The organism is Paenibacillus sp. 2TAF8 (genome assembly GCF_052114825.1).
GTDB lineage: Bacteria > Bacillota > Bacilli > Paenibacillales > Paenibacillaceae > Paenibacillus.
Map to the genome: position 1 here is coordinate 1 of NZ_JBFRFN010000032.1, position 25,545 is coordinate 25,545.

Genomic DNA, 25,545 nt, shown 5'->3' on the forward strand with positions numbered 1-25,545 from the left:
GATAAGCTCATTTTGAATCTGACGAGATTAAAAATCTCAATTGTGTTCCAGTTTTCATACAGCCGGATGGCATGTACCAAAACCTTCACGTTCATTCTGCAAGCAGAATGTTTCACTCACTCGTTGTTCAGTTTTCAAAGATCAAACTTGTTTAGCTTCGTCAGCACTGTGTTTCAGCGGCGACTTAAATAATGTATCACATCACCAAATTTAATGCAAGATGTTTTTCTGTAATAGTTTAGTTTTTTATAAACTTGGCATATACACTCCACTTTTCCCTGTTGGCAACCTGAAAATTAAAGCGCATTCATATTGTAACATATATATAAATGGGCTTTCAAACATTATCCACAATATTTTTTATTTATCTCAACCATCCACTACTCGAAGCGCATCATTTTTTACTCGCTATAACTATAAAAGCGAAAAAGTCAGTTCTACATATCAGAACTGACTTTTCTCAATCAACAACAATATATAACTTTCTTCTGTTAACTTTTAATGTTGAATCCAGGGGTTGCGACGTTTCTTGGCAGGTTTTTGTGAACTTGATGATGCTGAGCCTTGTCTGGTAGATTTACCAGATACAGATACCTTGAATTTACTTTTCGCAGGCGTCTTACTTGTTCTCCGCTTCGCTGGGCCATTTTTAGGGGGTGTTGATTTTGGTTTTGCCTCAGATTCGGAATCTGCATCTTCAAAAGCAACCTGACTTAAGTTCGCATTGTCACGCCCTCCCTTTTTCCCACTATTGTCACCATGGGCCTGAGAAGGGTACATCTCCCCAAAAGCACCAAGCGGAGATGGAGGAACCTTATTTTGAGTAGGATACGGATTTTGGTAAGCATATTCCATCGGATGATTCGGCATAACTGATGTGGACATTTCAGGCGGCATACCATTCGGATGACCATACATGCCCCAAACCGGTTCCTGATAACCGTACGTAGGATAAGTATACTGAGGTGCATGTGTATGTGATCCACATCCACATGGAGGGTACGGAAGCATCGAGTACGGAGACATAAACGGCGGCTGATGATTCATTTGATTATTTGCAGCTGCAATATTCGGGAAAGGGCTGTTCACTTGACCAGCTGGTGAAATTGGAAATGCATTGTTCACCATGTCTGGAGATACATTAGGCAAATTGGGCATGACGTTATTATGATTATAAGACTGTTCCGCTCCTGTCCATGGGCTGTTAGGCACATCCCCCATGCTATAAGCACCGACATCCTGAACACCAGGGAACGGAGAGTTATTCGCTACTCCTGCGGTATACATGTTATTTTGCTGCACAGCATACACCTCTTGTGCTGGCACCGGGACTTGCATATAAGGATGTTCTATCGGAGCATACAGCATTTTTTGACCACAACCACAAGGAGCCTTAGTCGCTGGTGTAGTATTCACAGGCGGTTCCATGTTAGGCATTACCGGTAAAGGCATCATTTCAGGTGAAAGATTAGGCAATGGAGACTGTTTAGCTTCGTTCACAGGTTGGACTTGAACCTCTGGCTTCATCTCTTCTTTTTTATCCGTTTTCTTCTCGGGTTTCATTTCAGGCATTTCAGGCATTTCAGGCAATTGCGGCAAAGCCTCCAATTCAGGCATGACATTAGGCTTAGCCGGGGCAACAGGTGCTGGAGCTGGTACAGGGACTGGCTTTTCAACTGCCTGAGGAGGGGGAGATGGTACGACAGGTGCCGTTTCTTCTTTTACGCCTGTGTACTCTTTGCCTTCAGGTGATAATTTTTCTTGCGCACCAATATTACCAATGTTAGGATTCGCAGCCTGATTCCCTTGTGTATGCATAGAAGGAATATAGACGGTTTCTCCGACCAGAAGAGCATTTGGGTTTTTCAATTGTGGATTCGCATTGATCATGTCTTTCAATGGAACACCCCAGGCTTGTGACAACTTCCATAATGAATCGCCTTGTACTACCTTGTGACTGTGCAGTACGCCCTCTGGCTTTGGTGTTACTGGCTGTGCGGGAATTTTGACCTTCATACCAATGTCCAGCTTGTCGGGATCTGCAATTTGCGAGTTGGCCGCAATTAATTTGTCCAGCGCTACATTGTATTTTTGGGACAGCAGATATAATGTGTCGCCTTTTTTCACCATGTGTATTTTCACAGGGAACTAACCTCCTAGACGTCATACTTGGGCAGTACATTCGCCCATACCGTTACTACATCCTATGCAGCAACCGGGCTAATGACATCATTTGAACAAAAAAAATCCTCCCGCCTTCTAAAATCCCGCATACACAAGGCATGCTGCATTTTATCGGACAAGGAGAATTTCTGTAATTTATTTGATTAAACGTAAACGGTTTATTCCCAAACCTTGTAACCATCTTTGTCGACAATCTGGCGGAAAGCTTCAAGTAATTGCAATGTAACAGGACCTGCTACACCAGAACCAATCACTCTGCCATCCACTTCGCACGCCGCAATAACTTCCGCCGCTGTTCCTGTGAAGAATACCTCATCTGCAATATACACATCATGAAGCGTGAAAGGCACTTCTTTTAATTCAATACCCAGTTCTACGCACAGATCGATAATCGCTTGACGTGTAATGCCTTCAAGTGCCCCAAGGTAACAAGGAGGAGTATACACCACACCGTTTTTGATAATAAAAATGTTATCACTTGAACCCTCGGTTACGTAGCCTTGGGAGTTCAACATAATAGCCTCACCTGCACCCGAAAAGTTCGATTGCAACTTGACAAGGATGTTGTTCAGATAGTTGAGGGATTTAATCTTCGGATTCAACGCATCCGGGATGTTACGACGCTGGGATACGGAGACGGCCTTCAATCCAGTAAGATACGCTTCTTCCGGATAGATTGCTAGTTGTTCCACAATAATGATCACGGAAGCTTTAGGGCAACGTGTCGGGTCAAGACCCAGGTTCCCTGGTCCGCGTGAAACGATCAGACGGATATAACCGTTACGCATATCATTGCGGCGTACCGTTTCAGCCATCACTTCAAGCATCTCATCGTAAGACAGCGGAATGTTCAAACTGATGGATTTTGCCGAATCATACAAGCGATCCAAGTGAGCCTTACATCTGAAAATATTTCCATTGTAAATCCGAATACCTTCGAAGATACCATCTCCGTACAAGAATCCATGGTCATACACCGAAACTTTTGCATTTTCCTTGGTTACATACTGACCATCCAAATAGATCCATTGTTCTGCCATGACTAACTGCACCTCCATTAAATATGCATTTCCTAAAATTCCGGAACATAATGAACCTGTCCATTTTACAACAAAAATAACGGAAAAACTCTCTTATTTCACATAGACGCCGAATGATCTCTTTGCATTCATTATCCAACCACTACCGGTTATTTCCGTGAAGGGTATGTATAACATGGATAACTACCAAGAACGCGAACCTGACAATTCAAAGCCTCGATTTCAGCCATAGCTGCCGTAAGTAATATGGAATCAACCGATTCAATGACATCAATGTAAAAGTAGTAACTGCCTAAACGTTTCTTCGTTGGACGAGATTCAAGACGAGTCAAGTTCAGCTTTCTCCAGGCAAACGCTGACAGCACTTGATGAAGTGCCCCCGGTGCATCCTCTGGTAGTGTTACAATCAAACTTGTCTTCACATGGTCGGGCTCACGCGGAATGCTGACAGGTTCATGACCAATTAGTACGAAGCGGGTGTAGTTATTGTCATGATCCGTCACACGTTCAGCCATGATATCCAGACCATGCTTTTGAGCCGCAAGCTTCGTACCGATTGCCACCCAGCCTTTTCCCGGATTTCTTTTTACAATTTCTACCCCTTCAGCCGTGCTGTTTACGCCTTCTAGGTCTGCATCAGGTGAATGCTGACGAATAAAATTCTGGCACTGCGGGATGGCCACCGGATGGGATAGAATCTTGGTGATTTTACCAAAATCATATGTGCCATCTCCTGTAACAAATTCATTCCCATGTCCGATCACATTTTGAATGGATGGGTACACCCACTCCGCTTGCATCGGAATATCTACCTCATTTACAAGCCAGTCCATATGCAGGCTAACAGAACCTTCAATTGTATTTTCCATTGGAATGACACTGTACTGTACACTCCCGTTATCCACTGCACGAAAAATGTCCGAAATGAGTTTGGAGTGCTTCAAATCCAGGGCTTCCCCATCAAAAAGGAAATCTATTGCTTCATGTGAGACTGAGCCTTCTGGTAATACTGCAATTCGTTTCATTCGTTAACTTCCCCTTTGATTCTGTCCAAAAAAGGACGTTCATCTTGATCCGGCATTATAACCACGCCGTCCAAATCTGGGTCCAGCCACAAAGCAGAGGCTGTGATCCCCTCCTGCTTCATAACACCCATTAAGTATTGCTCCAACTCTGCCTTCCGGGTATCGTGACGATCCACCAGCGCAAGAACCGTTGGACCAGCCCCACTTAATGCGGCACCCAAAGCGCCATGCTCGGTAGCATGTTCCAAAATCTCCTTCATGCCAGGCACCAGTGATGCACGATACGGCTGGTGAATTCGATCCGACATCGCCTTTTCAATCATATCGAGTCGTCCGCTGGCTAATGCAGCAACGAGCAACGAAGAACGACTCACATTGTGTACAACATCAGACATGCCAAACTGCTTGGGAACAATATCCCTTGCTTTAGAAGTGGACAACTGAAAGTCTGGCACGATAACCAGAGACTGCAGATCCTGGTGAGGCTCAATCCGGATGTAGTCGACATGTTGACCGTCCCATGCTGCAGTAATGATACCCCCATATAACGATGCACCAACGTTGTCTGGATGTTTCTCCAGTGCTGTAGCCATGTCTAGCAGCTTATCATTCGATAACGGATTGCCGATCAATGCATTAGCACCGGCAAGCGCACCGACAATTGCCGAAGCACTGCTTCCAAGTCCTCGAGTGAGGGGGATCTCTGAATACATCGAAATTTCAAGCTCTGGTACAGAAACCCCAACCTCATCAAATACCATTTGTGCGACTTCATAGATCAGATTTGACTTATCCGTAGGCAGACCGGTTAGATGATCCCCGTACAGATGGAATGTCGTCTGAGTTGCAGGTTTAAACTCGAGCCAGGCATACAAAGACAAGGCCATGCCCAGGGTATCAAACCCTGGACCCAGATTGGCTGTGCTTGCCGGGATTTTGACAGTTACTTTTTCACGCAAGCTCATACAGACTGCTGCTCCAGTTGGGCAATAGCTGCCATAACCGCTTCTTCCGTATCTTCAACGACCAGTGGCTCCACAGCAGCCGTTTTAATCGCTACATTCGGGTCTTTCAGTCCGTTACCTGTCAACACACATACAACCGTTTCTCCACCTTTGAAGTAGCCTTCACTATGCAATTTGTACACACCAGCCACAGATGCAGCAGAAGCCGGTTCAGCAAATACTCCTTCACGTGCTGCAATGGTGCGGTATGCCGCCAAAATCTCGTCATCCGTAACATAGTTAATTTGACCACCGGACTCTTCGGCAGCAGCCACTGCTGTTTTCCAGCTGGCTGGGTTACCGATTCGAATCGCTGTAGCTACGGTTTCCGGCTCAAGAATTGGCTCTCCTTTAACGATGGCCATAGCTCCTTCTGCCTCGAAGCCAACCATACGCGGCAATGTGTTCGATTTCCCTGCCTCGTTATACTCTTTAAAGCCTTTCCAGTATGCCGAAATATTACCCGCATTACCAACCGGAATAGCCAGAACGTCCGGTGCATCTCCCAATTGCTCAACCAATTCAAAGGCGGCTGTCTTCTGTCCTTCAATCCGGTATGGATTCACGGAATTTACAAGTGTAATCGGGTGTTTAGCCGTAATTTCACGTACGATCTCAAGGGCACGGTCAAAGTTACCATTGATCGCGATGACTTTGGCACCATAGATCATCGCTTGAGCGAGTTTACCCAGTGCAATATTGTTATTTGGAATCAACACGATACAATTCAACCCACCACGTGCGGCATAGGCTGCAGCAGCTGCGGATGTATTACCCGTAGATGCACACATAATTGTGCGGCTGCCTTCCTCCATTGCTTTGGCAACAGCCATAACCATTCCGCGGTCCTTGAAAGAACCTGTAGGATTCAAGCCTTCATATTTGAAGTACAAATTCAAACCTAGATCCTTCGACAGATTCTCTGCATGGATCAATGGCGTATTGCCTTCTTGAAGTGTAAGCTGTGGCGTATTTTCATTGACTGGAAGGTGTTCTTTGTACGTTTGCAATAATCCTTGATATCTCATTGTAGGTAGACTCCTTTAGGTTTAATTAATCTAAATAATGGTTTAAGGCTTGCTTGCACAACCGAAATTTATAATGATTTCATTTTAAAATGACTTAACAACTAACCTTCTACGCGGTAAACACTCTTAATCCGACGAATCACGTTGAGTGATTCAAAATGTTTGAGTACTTTGTCCATGCTGGCCTTACTTGCATTATGCGTAACAATAATGATTTCAGCGTCTGGATTGTGCTCATTCGGCTGTTGCACAACGGAGGCGAGACTGACTTCATATTCGGCAAAAATCTGCGTAATCTGTGCTAGCACCCCTGCTTTATCGTCCACGTGCAGTAATATGAAATTTTTCGAAAAAATCTGCTCATCACTCTGCAATCTCTTCTGTTTATATGGCGCGATCGCTTTTACTCCGTTTACCCCAAGCTTGAGATTTTTCGTTACGGCAACAATGTCAGCAACTACGGAAGTCGCTGTTGGCATTTCACCCGCTCCTGCTCCGTAAAACATCGTCTCGCCTACTGCCTCACCGTGCACATACACTGCGTTGAACACACCATTTACCGATGCGATTGGATGGTTCTTTCTCACCATCGTTGGTTGCACACTAATTGTAATCTCTTCATCGATGCGATCTGCGATGCCGAGCAGCTTCAACTCATACCCTAATCTTTTGGCATACATGATATCCTCACGCGTGACGGAAGCGATCCCCTTAACAGCAACATCTTTCAATTCCACATTCGTACGGAAACCGAGAGTGCCCAAGATTGCCATTTTACGAGCAGCATCGAGCCCTTCCACATCCGAAGTTGGATCTGTTTCCGCGTACCCTAGAGCTTGTGCTTCTGCTAGCACCTCTTCATAGGATGCGCCTTCCTGACTCATTTTCGTCAAAATATAGTTCGTTGTTCCGTTCACAATCCCCATAATTCGAGTGATCCGGTCCGAAGAGAAACCTTCAATCAGCGTGCGGATGATCGGGATACCCCCGGCCACACTAGCCTCATAAAACACATCACATTGCTTTTCCTGTGCTTTAGCCAGAATCTCTGAACCATGCAATGCCATTAGATCCTTGTTCGCTGTTACGATATGTTTCCCACGTTCCAGTGCTTCAAGAATATATTCTTTCGTCTGATCAATGCCACCCATCACTTCAACGATAACATCAATGTCCGGGTGACGAATGACCTCCCAAGGGTCTTCTGTCAGCTTCGCCCGGTCAATGGGAATAACACGATCCTTCTCCGTGTTCTTCACCGCAATCTTCTCAATGATAATCGGCGACCCCACCTGACTGCTCAGATCCTCCTGATTCCCTTCCACAATTCGGACAACGCCCGTTCCAACCGTGCCCAGGCCCAACAATCCGACTTTTACCGGTTTCACTAACGACCTACCCCCTATTGTCTAATCCTATATTCTCAAAGCCCGATTAACCTTGGCCTACGATCCGTGTACGCTTCACCCCAGGCATATCTTGCATTCGATCCAGCATTTCTCCAATCTCTCCATGAAGATGCGTCGTTTCCACGGAAATGACAACATTGGCTCTGCCCTGAAGCGGAATACTCTGATTAATCGTAAGTACGTTGGCTCCATAACCTGCAAAATGTCCAAGCACACGAGACAAAATACCAGACTGATGCTCCAGGTCGATCGAGATGGTTACAATTCGTTCACGCTCCAGCTGATTGATCAGATGGATTCCATCTTTGTACTTATAAAAGGCACTTCGGCTTAATCCGACCTGCTCGACGGCCTCATGCACTGTTTTGACATCACCGGAAGCAAGTAACTCTTTCACCTGCATCGTTTTTACCACAGCCTCTGGTAAAATATCTTCCCGTACTAAGTAATAGCGTTCATTCACAGAACGTCCTCTCCTCAAAGACTCATGTATTCATCTAGTGGACATTATATAGGATGAATCACAAAAGGGCAATACGTGACAGTCTATTTTTCAAAAACTGTTTCTCACATTATACAGGCTTCTCTCTCTCCAATGTCAGAAAACAAACAAAAAAACGCAGCATCACGGTAACTTCCCGCTCCACTGCGTTTCTCATTTTTATTTAACAATCATCAGCCGATGATGTTTATAATATTAATTTTGCGACCTAACGTCTTAATAGTAACTGCTGCTTTCCACGAATTCAAACTCGAAATCTCCAATGCGCACAATCGTGCCTTCCACGGCGCCGCGTTTACGAAGCTCATCATCCACACCCATGTAACGAAGTGTACGTGCCAGCTTCAGAATAGCCTCGTGTGAATTCAACTGCATCCGTTTCATCATGCGATCAATCTTGGCACTTTCCACAATGAACGTATCATTCTCACGCACAATACGGAAACCTTCGTCCTCTTTTTTCTCCAAGCTGTATACTTTACGCTCGGAGAGATCAGACACTTCCTCTACCTCAGGCTCATCCGGAATCTGATCCAGCAGATCAGCCGCACGGTACAACAATTCCTGAATACCTTGACGAGTCAAAGACGAAATAGGCATGACTTCAATATCTGGCTTCACTTCGCGGACCTGTTGCAAAAATTGCTCCAGATTGGCTTCGGAATCCGGCATATCCATTTTGTTCGCAGCTACAACCTGCGGTCTCTCGGCAAGGGCTGGATTGTATAGTCTCAGCTCATCATTAATTTTCTGCCAGTCTTCGAAAGGATCCCGCCCTTCTGAACCGGACATATCCACAACATGAATAATAACCCGTGTCCGCTCAACATGTCGCAGGAACTCATGTCCAAGTCCAACACCCTCATGCGCTCCTTCAATAAGACCCGGCAAATCGGCCATAACAAAACCGCGACTCTCACCCACATCAACGACACCCAAGTTAGGTGTAATGGTTGTAAAGTGGTATGCCCCGATCTTCGGCTTCGCAGCAGATACAACCGACAGCAACGTAGATTTACCCACACTCGGGAAACCAACTAGTCCAACATCCGCCATGACTTTAAGCTCAAGCACAATATAACGCTCTTCGCCTTCTTCACCATTCTCGGCAAGTTCAGGAGCAGGGTTTCTCGGCGTTGCAAAACGAATGTTCCCCCGACCGCCCCGACCACCTTTAGCAACAACAACCTGCTGCCCATGACGTGTAAGATCGGCTAACACTTCCCCACTGTCTTCATCCACAATAGTCGTACCCGGCGGGATACGTACAATCATATTCTCTGCATTTGCACCATGCTGGCTTTTGTTACGTCCCTTTTCTCCACGTGGAGCTTTGAAGTGACGCTGGTAACGAAAGTCCATCAAAGTCCGCAGACCTTCATCTACCCGGAAAATAATATCGGCTCCCCGGCCGCCATCGCCGCCAGCAGGACCACCCTCTGGTACATATTTCTCACGACGGAAAGAGACGATGCCGTCCCCTCCATCTCCGGCTTTTACATAAATCTTCGCTTTATCAACAAACATTGGTTACCCCTTCTTCCTATATTCCACAAGGCATTCTGAATTGTACAAACGTATCCCCAGACGGAAGCTGCTCCGTTCTGACTTTTTTACCTTTGAGTACGGCCGTTAATTGCCGCAGTGCTTCCGGATCAAGAGTTTGATCACCGTCCAGCCTGACGACGACATCTCCATGATCCTGTCCGAAGTTCAAGGTCAGTTTGCGAACCTCTCCCCAAGACGACCGGCCACCGCCATATTGGTAGGCCCGAATTGCATCCGCAATCGCCCCCGTAAGCGACTCGCCATCCTCGGGAGAGACCAGAGCACTGAGCTGCAACTCTTCTTCCACTTGCACATGCAATTCCAGCGCAACTCCACTGGCTCGAAAAGACTGCAAATAAAATACGAGTGAAGGAATGCCTAATTTGGATATCCGGCTTTCTTCTGTGACCCGCTCTTTTATTCTTTCCACACACTGCAGAGATTTATCAAGTTTGCCCAGCCGAAGATATCCATATAACACCTGAAGATCGTTCATCCAGTCATGCCTATGATGATTTAATGAGGCTATTGCTGTTTTTTCCATGGATTGTATGATGGTTTTGCGTTCCGCTTCCGCTTGCCTTTTCAGTGCATATACAGAAATGAACATCGCCGCAACGGACCACAATGCGCAAACGACGCTCGCGAAGGCCGCCGGATACAGCATAACGAAAACCAAAGGAATCACAAGTGAACATGCCGCAATCCACGGCACTCTTTTCCAGGATTTCATGGCTTCTCCCCGTTCTACAAAACTCGGTTGGTTTAGACCCACCGTAACCAAGTATAACATGTCTTTTCTGCCAGTTCATTATCGAATAGTCGCAGAATGCAAAAAACCTCCGGCAAAAATGCCGAAGGCTCCTTAGGCGGAATGCCGATATTAAGCTTCTACTGCAGCTGCTACTGGAGCAACGTCAACAGGGTAGATGCTTACTTTTTTGCGATCGCGACCCCAACGTTCGAATTTAACAACGCCGTCGATTTTCGCGAACAAAGTGTCATCTTTACCGATACCCACGTTTGTTCCTGGGTGAATTTTCGTTCCGCGTTGGCGAACGAGAATGCTACCACCAGTTACAGTTTGGCCATCTGCACGTTTAACACCCAGACGTTGTGCATTACTGTCACGTCCGTTCTTCGTGGAACCTACACCTTTTTTCGATGCGAACAACTGAAGATTTAATTTCAACATGATTGGTTTTCCTCCTTCTTTGCTTATTGGTGTTGCTGTATTTGAATATACTTCCCGTATGACTCTGCAATATTAGAGAGCATAACTACCATGGATTCGAGCAACAACTGTACCTGAGAAAAAGTTTCCCCTTTTGCAAGCAATGGTAAAGAACCGCTTAAAAAACCATTCTTCATCTTGGCATCCATCTCGACACCAGTCAATGCTTCAATCGAGTTCACTGTACCCACTGTAACAGCAGATACCCCGGCACATACGATATCTTCTCCCCGCTTGGCAAAATTGGCATGCCCTTCGATGGAAAAGCGTTCGATGTTCCCGTCCTCATCACGAAAGATTTGAACGATAATCACTTATCGCACCTTCTTACGCTTTGATTTTTTCGATAGTTACTTTAGTGTACGGTTGACGGTGACCTTGCTTCACATGGTAGTTCTTTTTCGGTTTGTATTTGTATACAACAACCTTTTGACCTTTGCCATGTTTCTCCACCTTAGCCGTTACAGTAGCTCCGGAAACCAATGGTGTACCTGCTGTCAAACCTTGATCGTTAGATACAGCCAGGACACGGTCGAACGTTACGCTTTCGCCGTCGTTCGCATTCAATTTCTCGATGAACAGAACATCGCCCTCTTGGACTTTGTACTGTTTGCCGCCTGTTTCAATAATTGCGTACATTTGCCTTGCACCTCCTCATGTCTCAGACTCGCCCGTTCTCAGGTGACAGTACCTTGCGAAACTGTTCTTATACCTGGCCAGTGCGGTTACAGCATGTGCAAGACCAATAGGCTAAACACATACTTGATGAGTATATCACGCACCATACTAAAAATCAATGCAAAGGTGAAATATATCTTTTCCCCGTCCCGTGACAGGAAGAACAAGGCTCCACGTAGGGCAGTGTGCTTTCTTCTCTCACCTTTTTACGAGTCAGTTCAAGCAATCCCAGCTTGGTCCACCCCAGAACAAAAGCCTTCGTTCGATCCTTCCGTAACTCCTGCTCCAGTGCACCAGCCACTTCATGCCGATTAGACGCCTCTTCCATATCAATGAAATCCACGATAATCATACCGCCGATATCTCGCAGCCGCATTAACCTTGCAATTTCGAGTGCAGCCTGCATGTTAGTTTCAGTAACCGTTTCTTCCAGACTGTCTCCGCCTGCACCTGTATATTTTCCGGTATTAACATCAATCACTGTCAGCGCTTCGGTATGATCAATGACGATATATCCCCCGCCAGGTAACCAGACTTTGCGGGCAAAATCCTTGTTCAGTTGCTCCTGTACGCCATACGCATCAAAGATGGATTCCGTTCCGGAATACACTTGAACTTGAGGCTGGTGCCCTGGACAGATCTCTTCAAGGAGGGATCGAATCACGCGAGCCTGTCCTTCACTATCCGTAATCACCTCGTCATTACCAGGTGTGTACACATCTCTGATCACTCGCTGAATCATGCTTTGATCCTGGTGCAACAAGCTTGGAGAAGGCAAACTGTCTGCTTTTTCTCGAATCAGAAGCCACTGAATGCGCAATGCCTCCAAATCAGTCTGAATTGCCTCATAAGGTTCTTCCGCAGATACGGTACGAATAATCAAGCCCTCTTCATCCCTTAGCAACTGCTCCCCCATCGCTTTGAGACGGGAACGATCTCCCTCCCGGGCAATCTTCTTGGACACAGCCACATAACCCGCTACAGGCATGTAGACAAGCCAGCGGCCCGGAAGTGAATAATGCGTAGTCACCCGGGCACCTTTGCTTCCTACCGGTTCCTTCAGAACCTGTACAATTAATTCCTGACCCGGACGCAGCAGTTCCGAGATGGAAGGTTTTACTTTCGGCTGCTTCTCCAGATGGGGATGAAGCACATCATCCACATACAGAAAAGCATTCTTTTTCTGACCGATATCCACAAAGGCAGCCTGCATACCCGGTAACACATTCACTACACGTCCCTTGAAAAAGGAACCCAGTAGCCCGCGCTCGCGTGTACGCTCTGCCGTGAACTCCACAGCTTTGCCTTCTTCCAGAAGCGCCATTTGCATGAGGTTATGTTCATTATGTACAATCATTTGTTTCATGGCTTCACCTCTAGAAGACCCTTCAATTCATCCACATCCATTTCATATTATGGGCAATATTGATCATAAATGTATTACCCCGTTTGAGAGCAGGTTCATCAGCAGCTATCACAATTTATCCATATTTTGTTGAAAATAAGAACCGATCACGCGCTGCTCAGGCAAAACTGCCATTATACGCCCCTGCTTGTTCATCACGTATACCATATGGTATCTTTCTCTTTTTAATAGACGCAAAATTGTGTCCAAAGGTTTCGCCGGAAACGAGATTATTGGCTGGACCAAACTGCCTGCGGCTGCATGCCGGACGAAAACAGCCTCCCGGTTCATCAGAAAACGGATAAATCGATAAGGAACGTTCCGATAATCGGTAAAATTAGAATAAAACAAAAAAAGGCCTATTAATAAAAGGTTTAACGGAAGCCCGTAATCGCCAGAAAACCACTGGATAACCGCAGCCAAAACGACCCCTGCGCTGCTCAGGATACTGATACGATAAGTCCACATGAGCGTGGTATAGTATGGAGCCCATAGGCTGACCACAGCTTGAACGATCTTACCTMCATCCAGCGGCAGCACAGGCAACAGATTAAACAGCGCAATAAGCAGATTCGCCTGAATGATATAATCCAGAAATACAGGATCACCCAACTGAAATTGACGTAATAACAGCACAATGCCAACCATTAACACATTCTGTAGCGGACCTGCCAAAGCAATTACAATCTCGCGATAAGCCGTCAGTTTACCGCCATCTTCGATGACTGCCACTCCTCCGAAAGGAAGCATCTGTATGGACAGTACACGGCAGCCCAGAAGGGCTGCCGCAGCAGCATGTCCGCATTCATGAATAAATACGATAGCAAACAACGTTATCAGTTCGATAAAATGTCCAGTCAGCAAAGAGGTCATCATGATAATGACAAAAAACGGGTGAAGCGAAATTCGTACATCCCAGACCCTAATCAAGGGCAACCACTTCCGCGGGGTCCACGTAATCTTCTCCTTCTTTTATCGCAAAATAGAGCGTTGCCGGCTGTTCCGTGCTTCCGGCCTTCAAACTTCCCACTGCATTCCCCGCTTCGACCCAATCACTCACCTGGACATCAATCTCATTCATCCGGCCATATATGGCTGTTACCTTGCCGGAGTGTTGAATAACAACGGTATACCCAGTGGAAGCATCCCCGAGAACCTCGAGTACACGCCCCGCGCCCGAACTAACCACTTGCACCAGTCCTCCTGCTGTTGCCGCCTCAGGAACAATCTCAATCCCCTTCATGCTCAGGGCAAACGGCTGCACTACCGTTCCCGAGATCGGTTTCCCTAGAAGCGGCCGAACTCCCGAACCATTCACTACATCAGTGGTGTGTCCGAGCACTGGCAAGAAAGAGGGGGTTCCACCAAAGTTCCGTTCATACCATGCCGTAGCCGCCGCAAAATCCATATCGTTATGAAGTACATCAGCAATGACCGTCTTGGGTGCTACTGTCCACGATGCATTTAGTTGGAACAGTCCCCACACGCCTGCAAATATAACGGCGCTAACTATTGTGCGCCGCAGCAACGATCGAAACAAATTAAAACCAGAATGCCCTGTAGGGCGAAAATGTCCATTCTCCTTTTTCCATAGCCATTCCGGATCTCGTTCCGATGCTTCCTCTACAAAAGCAAACGGCTTTTGCCGGGCCGTTTCAACACGCTCGCTATTTCTCCCTTGATCTTTACTGTCATCTATACTTTGAACGATTTTCCTATCTCTTTCTCTGCCTCGATCTTCCCCTTCACTGTCCCAATGAAAAATCGGCTTTTGTTCTTGTAATACTTCATGCACTGCCCCATCCATAAGCCGCCGAATCCGTTCTTCTCTTCTCTGTTTGATTCTCAGTTTTGTATTCATGCCATGTCCTCCCGCTGAGGCTTGTTTACTACATCCTATGAAACAGCAGCGGAGAATATGAACAAGCCCCTCTACAGAACTGTAAATAAGGCTACACGTTAAACAGACGAATTAAATGAAAACAAAAAAAGCCGGGCACAATGCCCCGGCTGTATGCGTTAATTTACGGTCAACTATGTTTATTTAAAGTGATTCGTATCATTTAACCCATTCCAAAAAATTTCTTGAAACGGGAAAACGCACCCTTTTTCTGCTCCAGTTGCATTAATGGCACGGTATCTCCCAAAATTCGTCTTGCAATATTGCGATAAGCAATGGCTGCAAGTGAATCCGGGTTCATCACTGTAGGTTCGCCTGAGTTGGCAGCCTTGATGACAAGTTCATCATCCGGCACGATACCAATCAGGTCGATATTAAGTACTTGTAGAATACCATCGATATCTAACATGTCGCCTGACTTCACCATATTATTGCGAATCCGGTTCACCACCAGCTTCGGTGACTGGATGTGTGAGCTCTCCAGCAAACCGATGACACGATCCGCATCACGTACTGCTGCATTTTCCGGTGTAGTGACCACGATGGCCTGATCTGCTCCGGCTACCGCATTTTTGAATCCCTGCTCGATACCCGCCGGGCAGTCAATAATGACATATTCAAAATCTTTTTTTAGTTCCAGGATGATATCCTTCACCTGTTCTGGCGATACAGAGTTTTTGTCTCTCGTCTGCGCTGCAGGCAACATGTATAATTCTTCGAAACGCTTGTCTTTCACCAAAGCCTGATTCAGACGGCAGCGGCCGTCCGCAACATCGCACAGATCGTAAATAATGCGGTTCTCGAGTCCCATCACAACATCCAGATTACGAAGGCCGATATCCGTATCGACCAGACAAACCTTTTTGCCAAGCAGCGCCAGCGCTGTCCCGATGTTTGCCGAGGTGGTTGTTTTACCCACGCCGCCTTTACCCGAAGTGATCACGATCGCCTCTCCCATGAGCTACACTCCTTTAAACACATTAAAATCTCGGCGCAACCGAACGATATTGCTCATCTTGTCGATCTGCATCTGATTGTCCTGCAAGTAAGCAAATTCCATTCCGGTTTCACGGCTCTCCCATTCATCCGGAGGACGGCTAATCACATCTGCAATACGTAGTTGTGTCGGTGCAAACACCGATGCTGCGATAATAGCCTCTTCGTCCCCGCTAATTCCGGCATGAGCCATACCTCTGAGTGAACCCAAAACATATATATCCCCGGTGCACGTTACTGTGCCGCCAGGATTGATATCTCCAAGAAACAGAAGATTCCCCTCATGATGAAGCACCTGACCTGACCGTACCATGCCACACATCGTCAAAATTGGCGGTGGACCTTTGACCTCCTGTACAAGTGCAGGCGAGTCAATGGAACGGATCAACAAATTGCCTTTTTGCTTCAAAACATCCAGAATCTCTTCTTTTTGGTTTTCTGTAACTTCTCGCGCTCCCAGCTTGATATCCACATGAACTATCGGTCCGGTCAAAATGTTTTGATGGCTGTGTTCCAGCTTATAGCGGAGCTCATAGAGCAATTCCTCGAATTCACATTGATCGTCCAACAGGAAAACCAAGCCGTCTCGGATGCCTTTAATCGTTACGTGATTCGATTTTACCGTCATAAGCCTGTCCCTCCCATCTCATTACATTTCGTGCCCTGGTCCCCGAGTTCCTGCTTCTTGCTCCATAAATGTCATCAGGAAGCTTCATCTGCCTTGCTTTTCGGTGTGCCGATCTTCTCCAGCTGTTTGCGCAGAGGAACATAAATGATCAGGGTAAACACAAAGTGGACAAACAGATTAGGGATCATGTATTCAATCAGTGCCCAGTCAAAGGTCACATGATTGAGCTGAAAAAGTTTGTATAAGAAAAATAACATCGTATCATTCAGCAAACTTCCGAGCAGGACAACCGAAACCATGATAGGCATCGGTGCACGCGGTGCTTGAAATATGAGTCCCATCGTATACGCAGATAATCCCATCGAGAATCCGTAAGGCCCAATCATCTCCCCATAGAAGACGACGTCATGCAGAAGACCAAACATTATGCCCAGTACCAATGCCGTATGCCGGTGATGATACACAGCAAAAAACAGAATAACAATATAAACCAGATTGACTGAAATGCGCATCTGCCAAGCCGAAGGAATGATCTGCGGCAGAATCGTATCTTCAGCAATGAACAGAACAAACAGTAACAGAAACAGAACCTGTTTGCGCGTAACCATTATTGTTTAACCTCAGGCGGAATGATCACAATCAACTGTTTCCAATCGAGGAAGTTGGCATAGGGCTCAATGGTAGCTGTCTTGGTCAAACCATATTCGCTCTTCTCCACACTCTTCACTTTACCAATGCGCATGTACTTCGGAAAATTATTGATAATACCCGAAGAGATGATTTCATCATCGTCTGCTATATTGGAGTCTTCCGAAATTTTCGTCATCTTCAGTGTGCCGCTCTTCGGATCATAACTCTCGATCATGCCAAATACCTTCTCTTTGCCTACAGCCGTAGCTGCAATCGCATTCGATGTTGGGTCATTGGCATCCATCGAAGTTAACAGATTGACCGTTGATGTGTATGAGCTGACGTGGCTGATCACCCCAACGAGTCCTTGCTGCGAAGTAACAGCCATGCCTGGTTTAATACCTGCGTTTTCTCCGATATCAATGTTAATCGTTCTGCTGTTCGGATCGGAATTCGCACTGATAACCTGTGCAATTCGTGAGCCGTAGTTATATCGATTCTTCTGCTCTTCAGTGAAGTTAAGTTCCTTTTGGAGCTGCTGATTTGTCTGCTCCAAATCATTGTATTTCAGCCGGTCACGTGTATAGTGCCCCATTGCAATACGGAGCTCTTCATTTTCCTCATATACCGCACGCATGTTCGCCACATCTTTGAAAAAGCCCGCTACATAAGAAGCGGGCTTGTAAAATACGTATTGTACAAATCCAACTGAATCCTTCAGGAATTTCTCCGGCCAGGATAAATTGGCTCGCGGACTAAGCGTAAAGCCCATCAGCGCGATAAATGTAACAAGGCCCACCAGCAAAACAAAAAGTCTTTTGTTGCCCAGCAGTTTAAACAGTTCCAACACCCTCTAACATCCATTATTCTCTTCCGAGCCCAGCCCGGCGGGGAGACATCAGACCTCAAGTCCCTGCGAGAATATCAGTCGATCCTCCCCTGTTAAGCGGGTTATAGCCCTCCCGGGTTAACCGGGCTATCTACATTGAAGTGCTGCCGCCTAATTTAGAGATCAAACGGCAAGCAACCCATTAACGCTTGGAACGAACTGCTGAACTGCTTCTGCTTTTAAACATATGAATATTCTCCAATGCTTTACCTGTTCCGATTGCTACACAATCCAGCGGGTTCTCTGCAACAATGACAGGCATTCCTGTCTCACCAGCAAGCAACTTATCCAGATTGCGAAGCAATGCTCCGCCGCCTGTCAGGACAATTCCACGATCCATAATGTCTGCTGCAAGCTCGGGAGGACATTTCTCCAGTGTTACTTTTACCGCTTCAACAATAGCATTCACGGTGTCTGCCAGAGCTTCGCTGATCTCATCAGAAGTGATAGTGATCGTCTTCGGCAGACCTGTCACTAGATCACGTCCACGAATCTCCATCGTTTCTACTTGCTCCAGTGGCATAGCTGATCCGATATCCATCTTTAACTGCTCAGACGTGCGTTCACCAATCATCAGATTATATTGGCGTTTGATGTACTGAATGACGGATTCATCCATCTCGTCACCCGCCACACGCACCGAACGGCTCGTTACGATACCACCTAAAGAAATGACTGCCACTTCCGTTGTACCGCCGCCAATATCAACGACCATACTACCTGTCGGTTCCCATACAGGCAGATCCGCACCAATCGCAGCTGCAAATGGTTCTTCGATCGTGTAAGCCTCGCGTGCTCCCGCCTGTTTGGTCGCATCTTCCACCGCACGTTGCTCTACTGCCGTAATTCCGGATGGTACACATACCATCACGTTGGGATGACGCTGGAATATCGAGCGCTGCTTCTGTGCCTGACGAATGAAGTATTTGATCATCGTTGCTGTAGTATCGAAGTCAGCGATTACGCCATCTTTCATCGGACGAATGGCACGAATATTGCCAGGTGTACGTCCGATCATTTTTTTGGCAGACTCCCCCACCGCTTCAATGCTTTTTGTATCCGTACGCAGTGCAACAACCGAAGGCTCCCGCACCACAATTCCTTTACCCCGCACATAAACCAGCGTGTTCGCTGTCCCCAAATCAATACCCAAATCTTTCGTAAAACCACCAAACATGACGTATTCTCCTTTTCTGCCTCATATTGCTGCTCTTGTTTCATTGCAAGAGCATAACTTTCATTCCCACGAAACCGTGGAGCTAATATTCGCATCTCGTATTTTGAATCTGTAAAAATAAAGTGAACCTATCTTTGACGGACACGTCCGTTATCATTCATAGGAAAACATCAACGCCAACCATTATATTATACCAAGCCCTTCTCCTTCAAACTTACGTAAATTCCGTCACCAATAACAAGGTGGTCCAGAACGTCAATGCCCACGATTGCACCGGCTTCAATCAGTCTTTTGGTTATCTGAATATCTTCCGGACTGGGCGTTGGGTCACCGCTAGGATGGTTATGTGCACACACAATTGAGGCACTACTGCATTTGATGGCGGCACGAAATACTTCACGCGGATGTACAATCGAAGCATTAAGGCTGCCCATGGAGAGTGTTTCCTGGGCTATGATATGATTTTTGCTATTCAAAAAAAGACACACAAAATGTTCTTTCTGTAAATAACGCAGCTGTTCCATTAAAATATCCGCAGCATCACGCGGAGTACGGATTGATGTCGAGGCAACAAGCCGGCTCTTGGCAATGCGATGCCCTAGTTCAATACCAGCTTTGAGTTGAACCGCTTTGGCTTGTCCAATGCCCCTCATAGCTGTCATCTCTTCAAGGGTCAGATCCATCAACGAACGGATGCCACCTGCTTGATTCAGTATCCGCTGCGCCATATGCATCGCTGATTCCTGTCTGGTGCCTGTTCGAAGTAATATAGCCAGCAATTCGGTATGACTCAAGGCGCCCGCCCCGTATTCCATCATGCGTTCTCTCGGGCGTTCTTCCTGGGGGATGTCGCGCATCATGTAATGAGGCGACTCCATATGCACCCTCTTTTCACAGCATCCGTTTTTTAAGTCTGTGGCAACACGTACACGCCAAACCCCTTCAGCATGTCACTGAGTAAGGATAGAGGCAAGCCCACCACATTAAAATAACACCCTTCAATGCGGTCGATCAGTGAAGCGCCAATACCTTGAATGGCGTACGATCCTGCCTTATCCGAAGGTTCTCCCGTCTTCACATAAGCGCGAATAGTGGCTTCAGACAGTTCCTTCATCGTTACATTGGTTTGACGATAATGCACCACCGAATGTCCGCTGACTGCATCAATACAAGCGACGCCGGTGAACACACGATGCTCTCGCCCTTGCAGTCGAGACAACATCTGTTCAGCATCCGCCTCGTCGACAGGTTTGCCAAGAATCTCATTATCCAGCACAACTACGGTATCACTGCCAACGATAATAGCATTCTGCCCGCTACCTTCAAGTCCGCGATACACTGCAAGCGCCTTGCGCAGAGCGAGTTCCTGCACCGTCTGTTCCGGTGTCCAGTCCGATGGTGTGTTCTCGTCTGCATAACTTGGTATAATTTCAAACGCTAAATGGAGTGATGCGATCAGTTCCTTGCGCCGCGGCGATGTGGAGGCCAGAATAATCGGGCGCTGCTCTGTGTTATTCAACATTAACGGCTCCTTATACTGTGGCAACACCTGTCCGAATCACAATAATAGATGTCACTAGTTTATTTTTTTGGTCAACATTCGTCATTCTCCTACAGTCTGCGATACAGCCATACTGCTGCAATAATACCGATCAGACTTAAGAGGCTCATTTGAAATTGAAATGAAAGGTCATAACTGAAAATATCCAGATCAGCCTGAGGCGACCAACTAATCGTTGTGACCTTGGTTAGAAAGGCTACGGCCTTTACAGGCTGCAGTGCCTTGGCGATCCACGCTCCAGCCATCCAGCCGAGCAGCAGAAACAATAATAACACGCCGAAGTTTTTTTTCATCGGTTAATCTTCCCTCGCCATTTTTTGACACCCACATTATTATACGGGGTTTTGTACGTCAATACAAACACAAATCCGGCAGGGGGAACTATTTCCAGTTCCTTGCCGGATAGGGATTTAAAGTCGTTGTTATGGGAAGAGATTTTCTTATTGCTTAATCGACTCAAGCCACTTTTTCTGTTGCAACACATACTCCATCAAATTCGACTGGACTGCCCACATATGAACGACATCTGGATTTTTATTATATTCCGCCACTGCTGTTATAGCGCTGTTCATGGATTTCTCCATGCTGGACATGACCGGTTGCACATCGGCCGCCATTCCTGGCATGAGGCTCTTTATCCCAGTCATCCACGTTTGATGCTGAGTCTGTAGTGCTGCCATCATATCCGGTACAATAGCCGCTTGCACCGACTGACCCAGCTGCTGGATCGACAGGGTTGATAACTGATCGACAAGAGCCGAGCTGCTGTTGAAAAAAAGAGCGACATCCTCCTGTTTGTTACCGAAAATTTCCGGATTTATTTCCGGGTTAACGATCTCTTTTACATACAATTCAACTCCCTGGGACTTTAGTCTGGTACTAAGGAGCTTGGCCTCCTCACGATCAGCAGAGATGCCTGCATAGATACGATTGCCATCTTCCGGATCTGAACCAGCAGCGATGCCTGCTTGAGTGAGTTCAAGCTTCGCTTGCTCCGCTCGTTCCGGGGAACTGAACACCCCGTATTGCAATGCATAATATGTACCGCCCACTGAGGAAACTCCAAGTTGTCCTGTTGTTCCAGCACTCCCCTCCTGATCTTTTTCAGCAACAATGGTTTGATTCACAGGAAGCATCTCATCCGGTTTTACCAAGCTCTCCTTGTTAAAGAAGGACAAAATAACCATCCCAAACAAAGCTCCAGTTACCAATGCCCCTGAAACAGACCCAATCATCTTCCACCCTTTGGGAGGGCGATTTCGTTTATATGAATAATTCTCTGTTTCGACCATCCAGTTATGTCCTTGATCCAGATCGTGACTTCGCTCAGACTCATAGGGATCATAATGCTCATCCTGATTTGAAGGGGAGTCTACATCGTTTGTACGAGGAGCAAAATCCAACTCTGGATCCAAATTCCGGTAGTTCAGCGAATCCGTGTACTCCAAACGATCCGATCCAGAACGGGAAGCGTCTGCCAGAATCGTTCCTCCCCAGTCCACAGGCATGTCCTCCGCTGTCCATGATGGTACTGTCGTATGGTTTGTGCCTGGTTCAGAATTCCGCTGCGGTTGGAAGGCATTAGATAATTCTTCGTTCCTTGTAACCAGCGGACTGGATGTCGGCGTTTCCCTGCTCTCCAGCTTGTCCGACTCTTGATCTCCGAAGCGAAACGTCATTCTGGCATTGCTCACCCGTACCCTCTCCTTTGTCCCATTTATATCAGCTATATGATTGCAATGAGGACAATATTCCATGAGTCGGTAAAAATCATTTCCCGCATATAATTCACTCATGTATGTGACATACAAAAAAACGCCTGCTTCATGAAGAAGACAGACGTTTTGAATACGATATAAACAGAACTTCACATTTGAATAGTTATTTCAAACCTTTGGCCAGTGTGTCGCCCACTTTCCAAATATCCCCTGCACCCATTGTAAGCACAAGATCCCCCGGTTGCAGCCTTGGCTGCAGATCAGCAACAACTTCCTCTTTGGTAGGCAAGTATCTTGCTGTAGCATTGCTATTCTGCACAATTAGTTCAACCAGTCTGGCCGAATGCACTCCTTCAATTTGCTTTTCGCCGGCAGGAGAGTAGATATCGGTAATCAGCACCTCATCCGCCTCGGCAAAAGCCCGACTGAACGCATCCAGCAGGAAAAATGTACGTGTGTAACGCTGTGGCTGGAATACGGCAATAATACGCTTGCCTGTTGCTTTCGCCGCACTGATCGTAGCTTCTATTTCTGTAGGATGATGAGCATAGTCGTCGATAATCAGCATGTCACGCGCTTCACCCAGCACTTGGAATCTGCGTTTAGCCCCATGGAATTGCACGATAGCCGCTGTAATCTTCTCAAACGGAATGCCTGCCTCGAGACAGGTAATCACTGTAGCCATCGCATTATAAACATTGTGTTTACCAGGTACTGACAACTCTACTGTTCCCATTGCACTTCCTTGATGATTCATGGTGAAGGAAATGCGGCGGTCCCCAAGTACGATATCTGTAGCCGTATAATCCGCTGCCTGATCGATGCCATAAGTGGTAATGCGGGATTTAAGATGCGGCAAAATGGCCTGCACATTTTCATCATCAGCGCACACAATCGCTGTACCCTCTGGACGAATCTGACTCAGAAACTGTACATAGGCTTTTTTGAGCTCCTCAAAGTCACTATTATAATTTTCCAGATGGTCAGCTTCAATGTTCGTTACGATGCCGAGCCAAGGATGGTATTGCAAAAAGGAGCCGTCGCTCTCATCCGCTTCCGCAACAACCCACTCGCCTTGTCCTGCTTTGGCATTCGTACCCAAATTCATGATCTCTCCACCAATAATATAGGTCGGATCTGTATCACATTGCTCCATGACCAGCGCAATCATGGAAGAAGTCGTCGTTTTGCCGTGCGCCCCCGCTACGGCCACGCCTTTGCGCTCGTTTAACAAACGCGCTAACATCTGCGCGCGGTGAAGAATAGGTATGTTTAGCTGCTCAGCAGCGACACGCTCTACGTTATCCGCAGGAGCTGCTGTAGAGTAGACTACCAGATCTGCTCCATTCACATGCTCTGCGGTATGTCCAATATATATTTTCGCCCCTTTGGCTGCCAACTTCTCCGTCAACTCCTGTGAAGCGACATCCGATCCGGTAACGGTATATCCCATCTCCAGCATAACCCGGGCGATGGCACTCATGCCATAACCGCCAATCCCTATAAAATGAACGTGTTCCGATGTGTTTAACAAAACTTTCACCAACCTTTTTCAGAATCGGTTTGATGCAAAAGGGCTGCCCGCACGTCCGCAATCAGATAAAGCGTGCCGGAAACCACCCCCAGATCCTCCGCTTCCGTCCGTGACTTCAATAGATCAAGTGCCTTTGCCCATTCAGGCTCGACAATGACATCCAGTTCCTGCTTCGCAATGGCGGGACGTACCCGTTCTACAATCTGCAACAGTTCGGTTGCAGCCATTTTACGGCGGAAATCTGGCTCGGTCAGGATCAGCGTATCCACTAGTGGCAGTATATGCTGCAAATATGCTTCGTGATGCTTATTCGCCAGCATACCCATCATCAAAATTAACTTTTTTTGAGGATATACGTCGATAATGCTCTTGGCAAGCGATTCTGCCCCTTCGGGATTATGAGCACCATCAAGTATAATCAGAGGATTGTCAGTGACTTTCTCAAATCTACCCGCCCAAAAGGCATTTTTAAATCCAAGTTTAATATCGTCTTCATCCAGCATAAATGCCATATATTGTCTCAGTAATTCGAGAGACATTAATGCGGCTACAGCATTATCACATTGATATATCCCTTGCATATGAATGTGAATGTTCAAATCACGGAATGGGCCCGAAAAATGAAGACTTTGCCCCTCCTTGCTGCTATCGAGTCTGCGGTAGGAAAATTGATCTCCAGCCAGATAAACCGTTGATTTCAGCTGCTTCGCTCGCTCCTGAATGATCTTTACGGCTTCAGGCTGTACCGCACAGGTCACAACAGGTACACCAGGCTTAATAATGCCTGCCTTTTCCCATGCAATCTGCTCGATGGTATCTCCAAGCAAATCCGTGTGATCCATACCGATATTAGTGATGACGGACACGACTGGAATAACAATATTCGTTACGTCCATCCTTCCCCCCAGCCCAGTCTCCCATACTACAATATCCGGGTAACACTCTTCAGCATAATAAAGCAGTGCCAAAGCCGTAGACACTTCAAACATCGTCGGTGAACCCAGCGGTGTAGAAGCCATCTCCAGCACGAGTGGACGTAAGCGGTTCGACAATTTTAACAACGTTTCTTCTGGGATGTCTTCACCGTTATATTGAAAACGATTTGTAAACTTGGTGATATAAGGTGATGTATACGTTCCAACATCATATCCCGCTTGAAGCAGCACTGACGTCAAAAAAGCGCAAGTCGAACCTTTACCGTTCGTTCCCGCGACATGAATGAATTTGAGCCGTTGATGCGGATTGCCAAGCTCTGACATCAAACTCTCGATTCGTTCCAACCCTGGCCTGATACCAAAAGGAATAAGGCCATTGATCCAGTCCACGGCCTCATCGTAAGTTTGTAAAGGAGTTGCTGTATCTGTTCCGTTTAATTCCGTCATCTAATTCACCTTCGGTTCTCTGTGTTTGATTGAAGATTGAAAAAAGCAGCCGGATGGCGCAGCAAGCAATCCA

At 46.6% G+C, this 25,545-nt stretch carries 26 protein-coding genes and 1 other annotated feature; all 26 genes read right to left on the reverse strand.

Annotated features, from left to right (window positions below; translation table 11 throughout):
- Positions 1 to 498: 498 nt before the first annotated feature.
- The gene (locus AB4Z30_RS27750; protein WP_441930799.1) at positions 499 to 2,142 is read right to left on the reverse strand and encodes a LysM peptidoglycan-binding domain-containing protein; all 1,644 of its coding nucleotides are present in this window, start codon (positions 2,140 to 2,142) and stop codon (positions 499 to 501) included.
- Between the two features lie 200 nt (positions 2,143 to 2,342).
- A complete protein-coding gene (gene ilvE, locus AB4Z30_RS27755) occupies positions 2,343 to 3,224 on the reverse strand; it encodes a branched-chain-amino-acid transaminase (RefSeq protein WP_441930801.1) in 882 nt (293 codons plus the stop codon).
- A gap of 149 nt (positions 3,225 to 3,373) precedes the next feature.
- Complete coding sequence (pheA, locus tag AB4Z30_RS27760) at positions 3,374 to 4,249, reverse strand: prephenate dehydratase (RefSeq protein ID WP_441930803.1); 876 nt, start codon at positions 4,247 to 4,249, stop codon at positions 3,374 to 3,376.
- Positions 4,246 to 5,214, reverse strand: coding sequence for a homoserine kinase (gene thrB, locus AB4Z30_RS27765; protein ID WP_441930805.1), 969 nt, complete (start codon positions 5,212 to 5,214; stop codon positions 4,246 to 4,248). The genes pheA and thrB overlap by 4 nt, the downstream gene beginning before the upstream one ends.
- Positions 5,211 to 6,281 carry a threonine synthase gene (thrC, locus tag AB4Z30_RS27770; RefSeq protein ID WP_441930807.1) on the reverse strand — a complete coding sequence of 357 codons (1,071 nt, stop codon included), beginning with the start codon at positions 6,279 to 6,281 and terminating at the stop codon, positions 5,211 to 5,213. Before thrC ends, thrB begins: the two co-directional genes overlap by 4 nt.
- A 101-nt stretch (positions 6,282 to 6,382) precedes the next feature.
- Positions 6,383 to 7,669: a homoserine dehydrogenase gene (locus AB4Z30_RS27775; RefSeq protein WP_441930809.1), complete on the reverse strand. Its 1,287-nt coding sequence runs from the start codon at positions 7,667 to 7,669 to the stop codon at positions 6,383 to 6,385.
- Between the two features lie 46 nt (positions 7,670 to 7,715).
- Positions 7,716 to 8,153: an ACT domain-containing protein gene (locus AB4Z30_RS27780; RefSeq protein WP_110898886.1), complete on the reverse strand. Its 438-nt coding sequence runs from the start codon at positions 8,151 to 8,153 to the stop codon at positions 7,716 to 7,718.
- 255 nt (positions 8,154 to 8,408) lie between these two features.
- Positions 8,409 to 9,719, reverse strand: coding sequence for a GTPase ObgE (gene obgE / locus AB4Z30_RS27785; protein WP_441930811.1), 1,311 nt, complete (start codon positions 9,717 to 9,719; stop codon positions 8,409 to 8,411).
- Between the two features lie 16 nt (positions 9,720 to 9,735).
- The gene (locus AB4Z30_RS27790) at positions 9,736 to 10,473 is read right to left on the reverse strand and encodes a Spo0B domain-containing protein (protein WP_441930813.1); all 738 of its coding nucleotides are present in this window, start codon (positions 10,471 to 10,473) and stop codon (positions 9,736 to 9,738) included.
- Positions 10,474 to 10,623: 150 nt separating this feature from the next.
- Positions 10,624 to 10,935, reverse strand: a complete 312-nt coding sequence (gene rpmA / locus AB4Z30_RS27795) for a 50S ribosomal protein L27 (RefSeq protein ID WP_110898889.1) — start codon at positions 10,933 to 10,935, stop codon at positions 10,624 to 10,626.
- Positions 10,936 to 10,958: 23 nt separating this feature from the next.
- Positions 10,959 to 11,288 carry a ribosomal-processing cysteine protease Prp gene (locus AB4Z30_RS27800; protein ID WP_441930816.1) on the reverse strand — a complete coding sequence of 110 codons (330 nt, stop codon included), beginning with the start codon at positions 11,286 to 11,288 and terminating at the stop codon, positions 10,959 to 10,961.
- A gap of 13 nt (positions 11,289 to 11,301) precedes the next feature.
- Entirely contained in the window at positions 11,302 to 11,613 is a 312-nt protein-coding gene (gene rplU / locus AB4Z30_RS27805; protein ID WP_090919085.1) for a 50S ribosomal protein L21, read from the reverse strand.
- Between the two features lie 14 nt (positions 11,614 to 11,627).
- Positions 11,628 to 11,711 (reverse strand) — a sequence feature (ribosomal protein L21 leader region).
- A 56-nt stretch (positions 11,712 to 11,767) separates the two neighbouring features.
- Complete coding sequence (locus AB4Z30_RS27810; RefSeq protein ID WP_441930818.1) at positions 11,768 to 13,018, reverse strand: Rne/Rng family ribonuclease; 1,251 nt, start codon at positions 13,016 to 13,018, stop codon at positions 11,768 to 11,770.
- Positions 13,019 to 13,126: 108 nt separating this feature from the next.
- A complete protein-coding gene (locus tag AB4Z30_RS27815) occupies positions 13,127 to 13,987 on the reverse strand; it encodes a M50 family metallopeptidase (protein WP_441930820.1) in 861 nt (286 codons plus the stop codon).
- Positions 13,980 to 14,918, reverse strand: a complete 939-nt coding sequence (locus AB4Z30_RS27820; protein ID WP_441930822.1) for a peptidoglycan DD-metalloendopeptidase family protein — start codon at positions 14,916 to 14,918, stop codon at positions 13,980 to 13,982. The genes AB4Z30_RS27815 and AB4Z30_RS27820 overlap by 8 nt, the downstream gene beginning before the upstream one ends.
- A 202-nt stretch (positions 14,919 to 15,120) precedes the next feature.
- Positions 15,121 to 15,915: a septum site-determining protein MinD gene (gene minD / locus AB4Z30_RS27825; protein ID WP_024633965.1), complete on the reverse strand. Its 795-nt coding sequence runs from the start codon at positions 15,913 to 15,915 to the stop codon at positions 15,121 to 15,123.
- A gap of 3 nt (positions 15,916 to 15,918) precedes the next feature.
- Positions 15,919 to 16,581, reverse strand: coding sequence for a septum site-determining protein MinC (gene minC / locus AB4Z30_RS27830; RefSeq protein ID WP_441930824.1), 663 nt, complete (start codon positions 16,579 to 16,581; stop codon positions 15,919 to 15,921).
- Between the two features lie 74 nt (positions 16,582 to 16,655).
- Positions 16,656 to 17,189: a rod shape-determining protein MreD gene (locus AB4Z30_RS27835; protein ID WP_441930826.1), complete on the reverse strand. Its 534-nt coding sequence runs from the start codon at positions 17,187 to 17,189 to the stop codon at positions 16,656 to 16,658.
- Complete coding sequence (mreC, locus tag AB4Z30_RS27840) at positions 17,189 to 18,061, reverse strand: rod shape-determining protein MreC (protein WP_441930828.1); 873 nt, start codon at positions 18,059 to 18,061, stop codon at positions 17,189 to 17,191. Before mreC ends, AB4Z30_RS27835 begins: the two co-directional genes overlap by 1 nt.
- A gap of 181 nt (positions 18,062 to 18,242) precedes the next feature.
- Positions 18,243 to 19,277, reverse strand: coding sequence for a rod shape-determining protein (locus AB4Z30_RS27845; RefSeq protein WP_441930830.1), 1,035 nt, complete (start codon positions 19,275 to 19,277; stop codon positions 18,243 to 18,245).
- A gap of 188 nt (positions 19,278 to 19,465) precedes the next feature.
- Positions 19,466 to 20,155 carry a RadC family protein gene (radC, locus tag AB4Z30_RS27850; protein ID WP_441930832.1) on the reverse strand — a complete coding sequence of 230 codons (690 nt, stop codon included), beginning with the start codon at positions 20,153 to 20,155 and terminating at the stop codon, positions 19,466 to 19,468.
- A 29-nt stretch (positions 20,156 to 20,184) separates the two neighbouring features.
- Complete coding sequence (locus AB4Z30_RS27855; RefSeq protein ID WP_441930834.1) at positions 20,185 to 20,799, reverse strand: Maf family protein; 615 nt, start codon at positions 20,797 to 20,799, stop codon at positions 20,185 to 20,187.
- A gap of 89 nt (positions 20,800 to 20,888) precedes the next feature.
- Positions 20,889 to 21,131: a DUF4321 domain-containing protein gene (locus tag AB4Z30_RS27860; RefSeq protein WP_441930836.1), complete on the reverse strand. Its 243-nt coding sequence runs from the start codon at positions 21,129 to 21,131 to the stop codon at positions 20,889 to 20,891.
- 147 nt (positions 21,132 to 21,278) lie between these two features.
- Entirely contained in the window at positions 21,279 to 22,532 is a 1,254-nt protein-coding gene (locus AB4Z30_RS27865) for an SPOR domain-containing protein (RefSeq protein ID WP_441930838.1), read from the reverse strand.
- A gap of 187 nt (positions 22,533 to 22,719) precedes the next feature.
- Positions 22,720 to 24,039, reverse strand: a complete 1,320-nt coding sequence (gene murC, locus AB4Z30_RS27870; protein ID WP_441930875.1) for a UDP-N-acetylmuramate--L-alanine ligase — start codon at positions 24,037 to 24,039, stop codon at positions 22,720 to 22,722.
- 56 nt (positions 24,040 to 24,095) lie between these two features.
- Positions 24,096 to 25,472, reverse strand: a complete 1,377-nt coding sequence (locus AB4Z30_RS27875) for a bifunctional folylpolyglutamate synthase/dihydrofolate synthase (RefSeq protein WP_441930840.1) — start codon at positions 25,470 to 25,472, stop codon at positions 24,096 to 24,098.
- Positions 25,473 to 25,545: the final 73 nt, after the last annotated feature.

Bases quoted from the DNA above. Each gene is read 5' to 3' on its own strand.
- ilvE (WP_441930801.1), bottom strand. From the start codon at position 3,224: ATGGCAGAACAATGGATCTATTTGGATGGTCAGTATGTAACCAAGGAA.
- pheA (WP_441930803.1), bottom strand. From the start codon at position 4,249: ATGAAACGAATTGCAGTATTACCAGAAGGCTCAGTCTCACATGAAGCA.
- thrB (WP_441930805.1), bottom strand. From the start codon at position 5,214: ATGAGCTTGCGTGAAAAAGTAACTGTCAAAATCCCGGCAAGCACAGCC.
- thrC (WP_441930807.1), bottom strand. From the start codon at position 6,281: ATGAGATATCAAGGATTATTGCAAACGTACAAAGAACACCTTCCAGTC.
- obgE (WP_441930811.1), bottom strand. From the start codon at position 9,719: ATGTTTGTTGATAAAGCGAAGATTTATGTAAAAGCCGGAGATGGAGGG.
- AB4Z30_RS27790 (WP_441930813.1), bottom strand. From the start codon at position 10,473: ATGAAATCCTGGAAAAGAGTGCCGTGGATTGCGGCATGTTCACTTGTG.
- rpmA (WP_110898889.1), bottom strand. From the start codon at position 10,935: ATGTTGAAATTAAATCTTCAGTTGTTCGCATCGAAAAAAGGTGTAGGT.
- rplU (WP_090919085.1), bottom strand. From the start codon at position 11,613: ATGTACGCAATTATTGAAACAGGCGGCAAACAGTACAAAGTCCAAGAG.
- AB4Z30_RS27810 (WP_441930818.1), bottom strand. From the start codon at position 13,018: ATGAAACAAATGATTGTACATAATGAACATAACCTCATGCAAATGGCG.
- AB4Z30_RS27820 (WP_441930822.1), bottom strand. From the start codon at position 14,918: ATGAATACAAAACTGAGAATCAAACAGAGAAGAGAAGAACGGATTCGG.
- minD (WP_024633965.1), bottom strand. From the start codon at position 15,915: ATGGGAGAGGCGATCGTGATCACTTCGGGTAAAGGCGGCGTGGGTAAA.
- minC (WP_441930824.1), bottom strand. From the start codon at position 16,581: ATGACGGTAAAATCGAATCACGTAACGATTAAAGGCATCCGAGACGGC.
- AB4Z30_RS27835 (WP_441930826.1), bottom strand. From the start codon at position 17,189: ATGGTTACGCGCAAACAGGTTCTGTTTCTGTTACTGTTTGTTCTGTTC.
- AB4Z30_RS27845 (WP_441930830.1), bottom strand. From the start codon at position 19,277: ATGTTTGGTGGTTTTACGAAAGATTTGGGTATTGATTTGGGGACAGCG.
- radC (WP_441930832.1), bottom strand. From the start codon at position 20,155: ATGGAGTCGCCTCATTACATGATGCGCGACATCCCCCAGGAAGAACGC.
- AB4Z30_RS27855 (WP_441930834.1), bottom strand. From the start codon at position 20,799: ATGTTGAATAACACAGAGCAGCGCCCGATTATTCTGGCCTCCACATCG.
- AB4Z30_RS27860 (WP_441930836.1), bottom strand. From the start codon at position 21,131: ATGAAAAAAAACTTCGGCGTGTTATTATTGTTTCTGCTGCTCGGCTGG.
- murC (WP_441930875.1), bottom strand. From the start codon at position 24,039: ATGAGTGCCATCGCCCGGGTTATGCTGGAGATGGGATATACCGTTACC.
- AB4Z30_RS27875 (WP_441930840.1), bottom strand. From the start codon at position 25,472: ATGACGGAATTAAACGGAACAGATACAGCAACTCCTTTACAAACTTAC.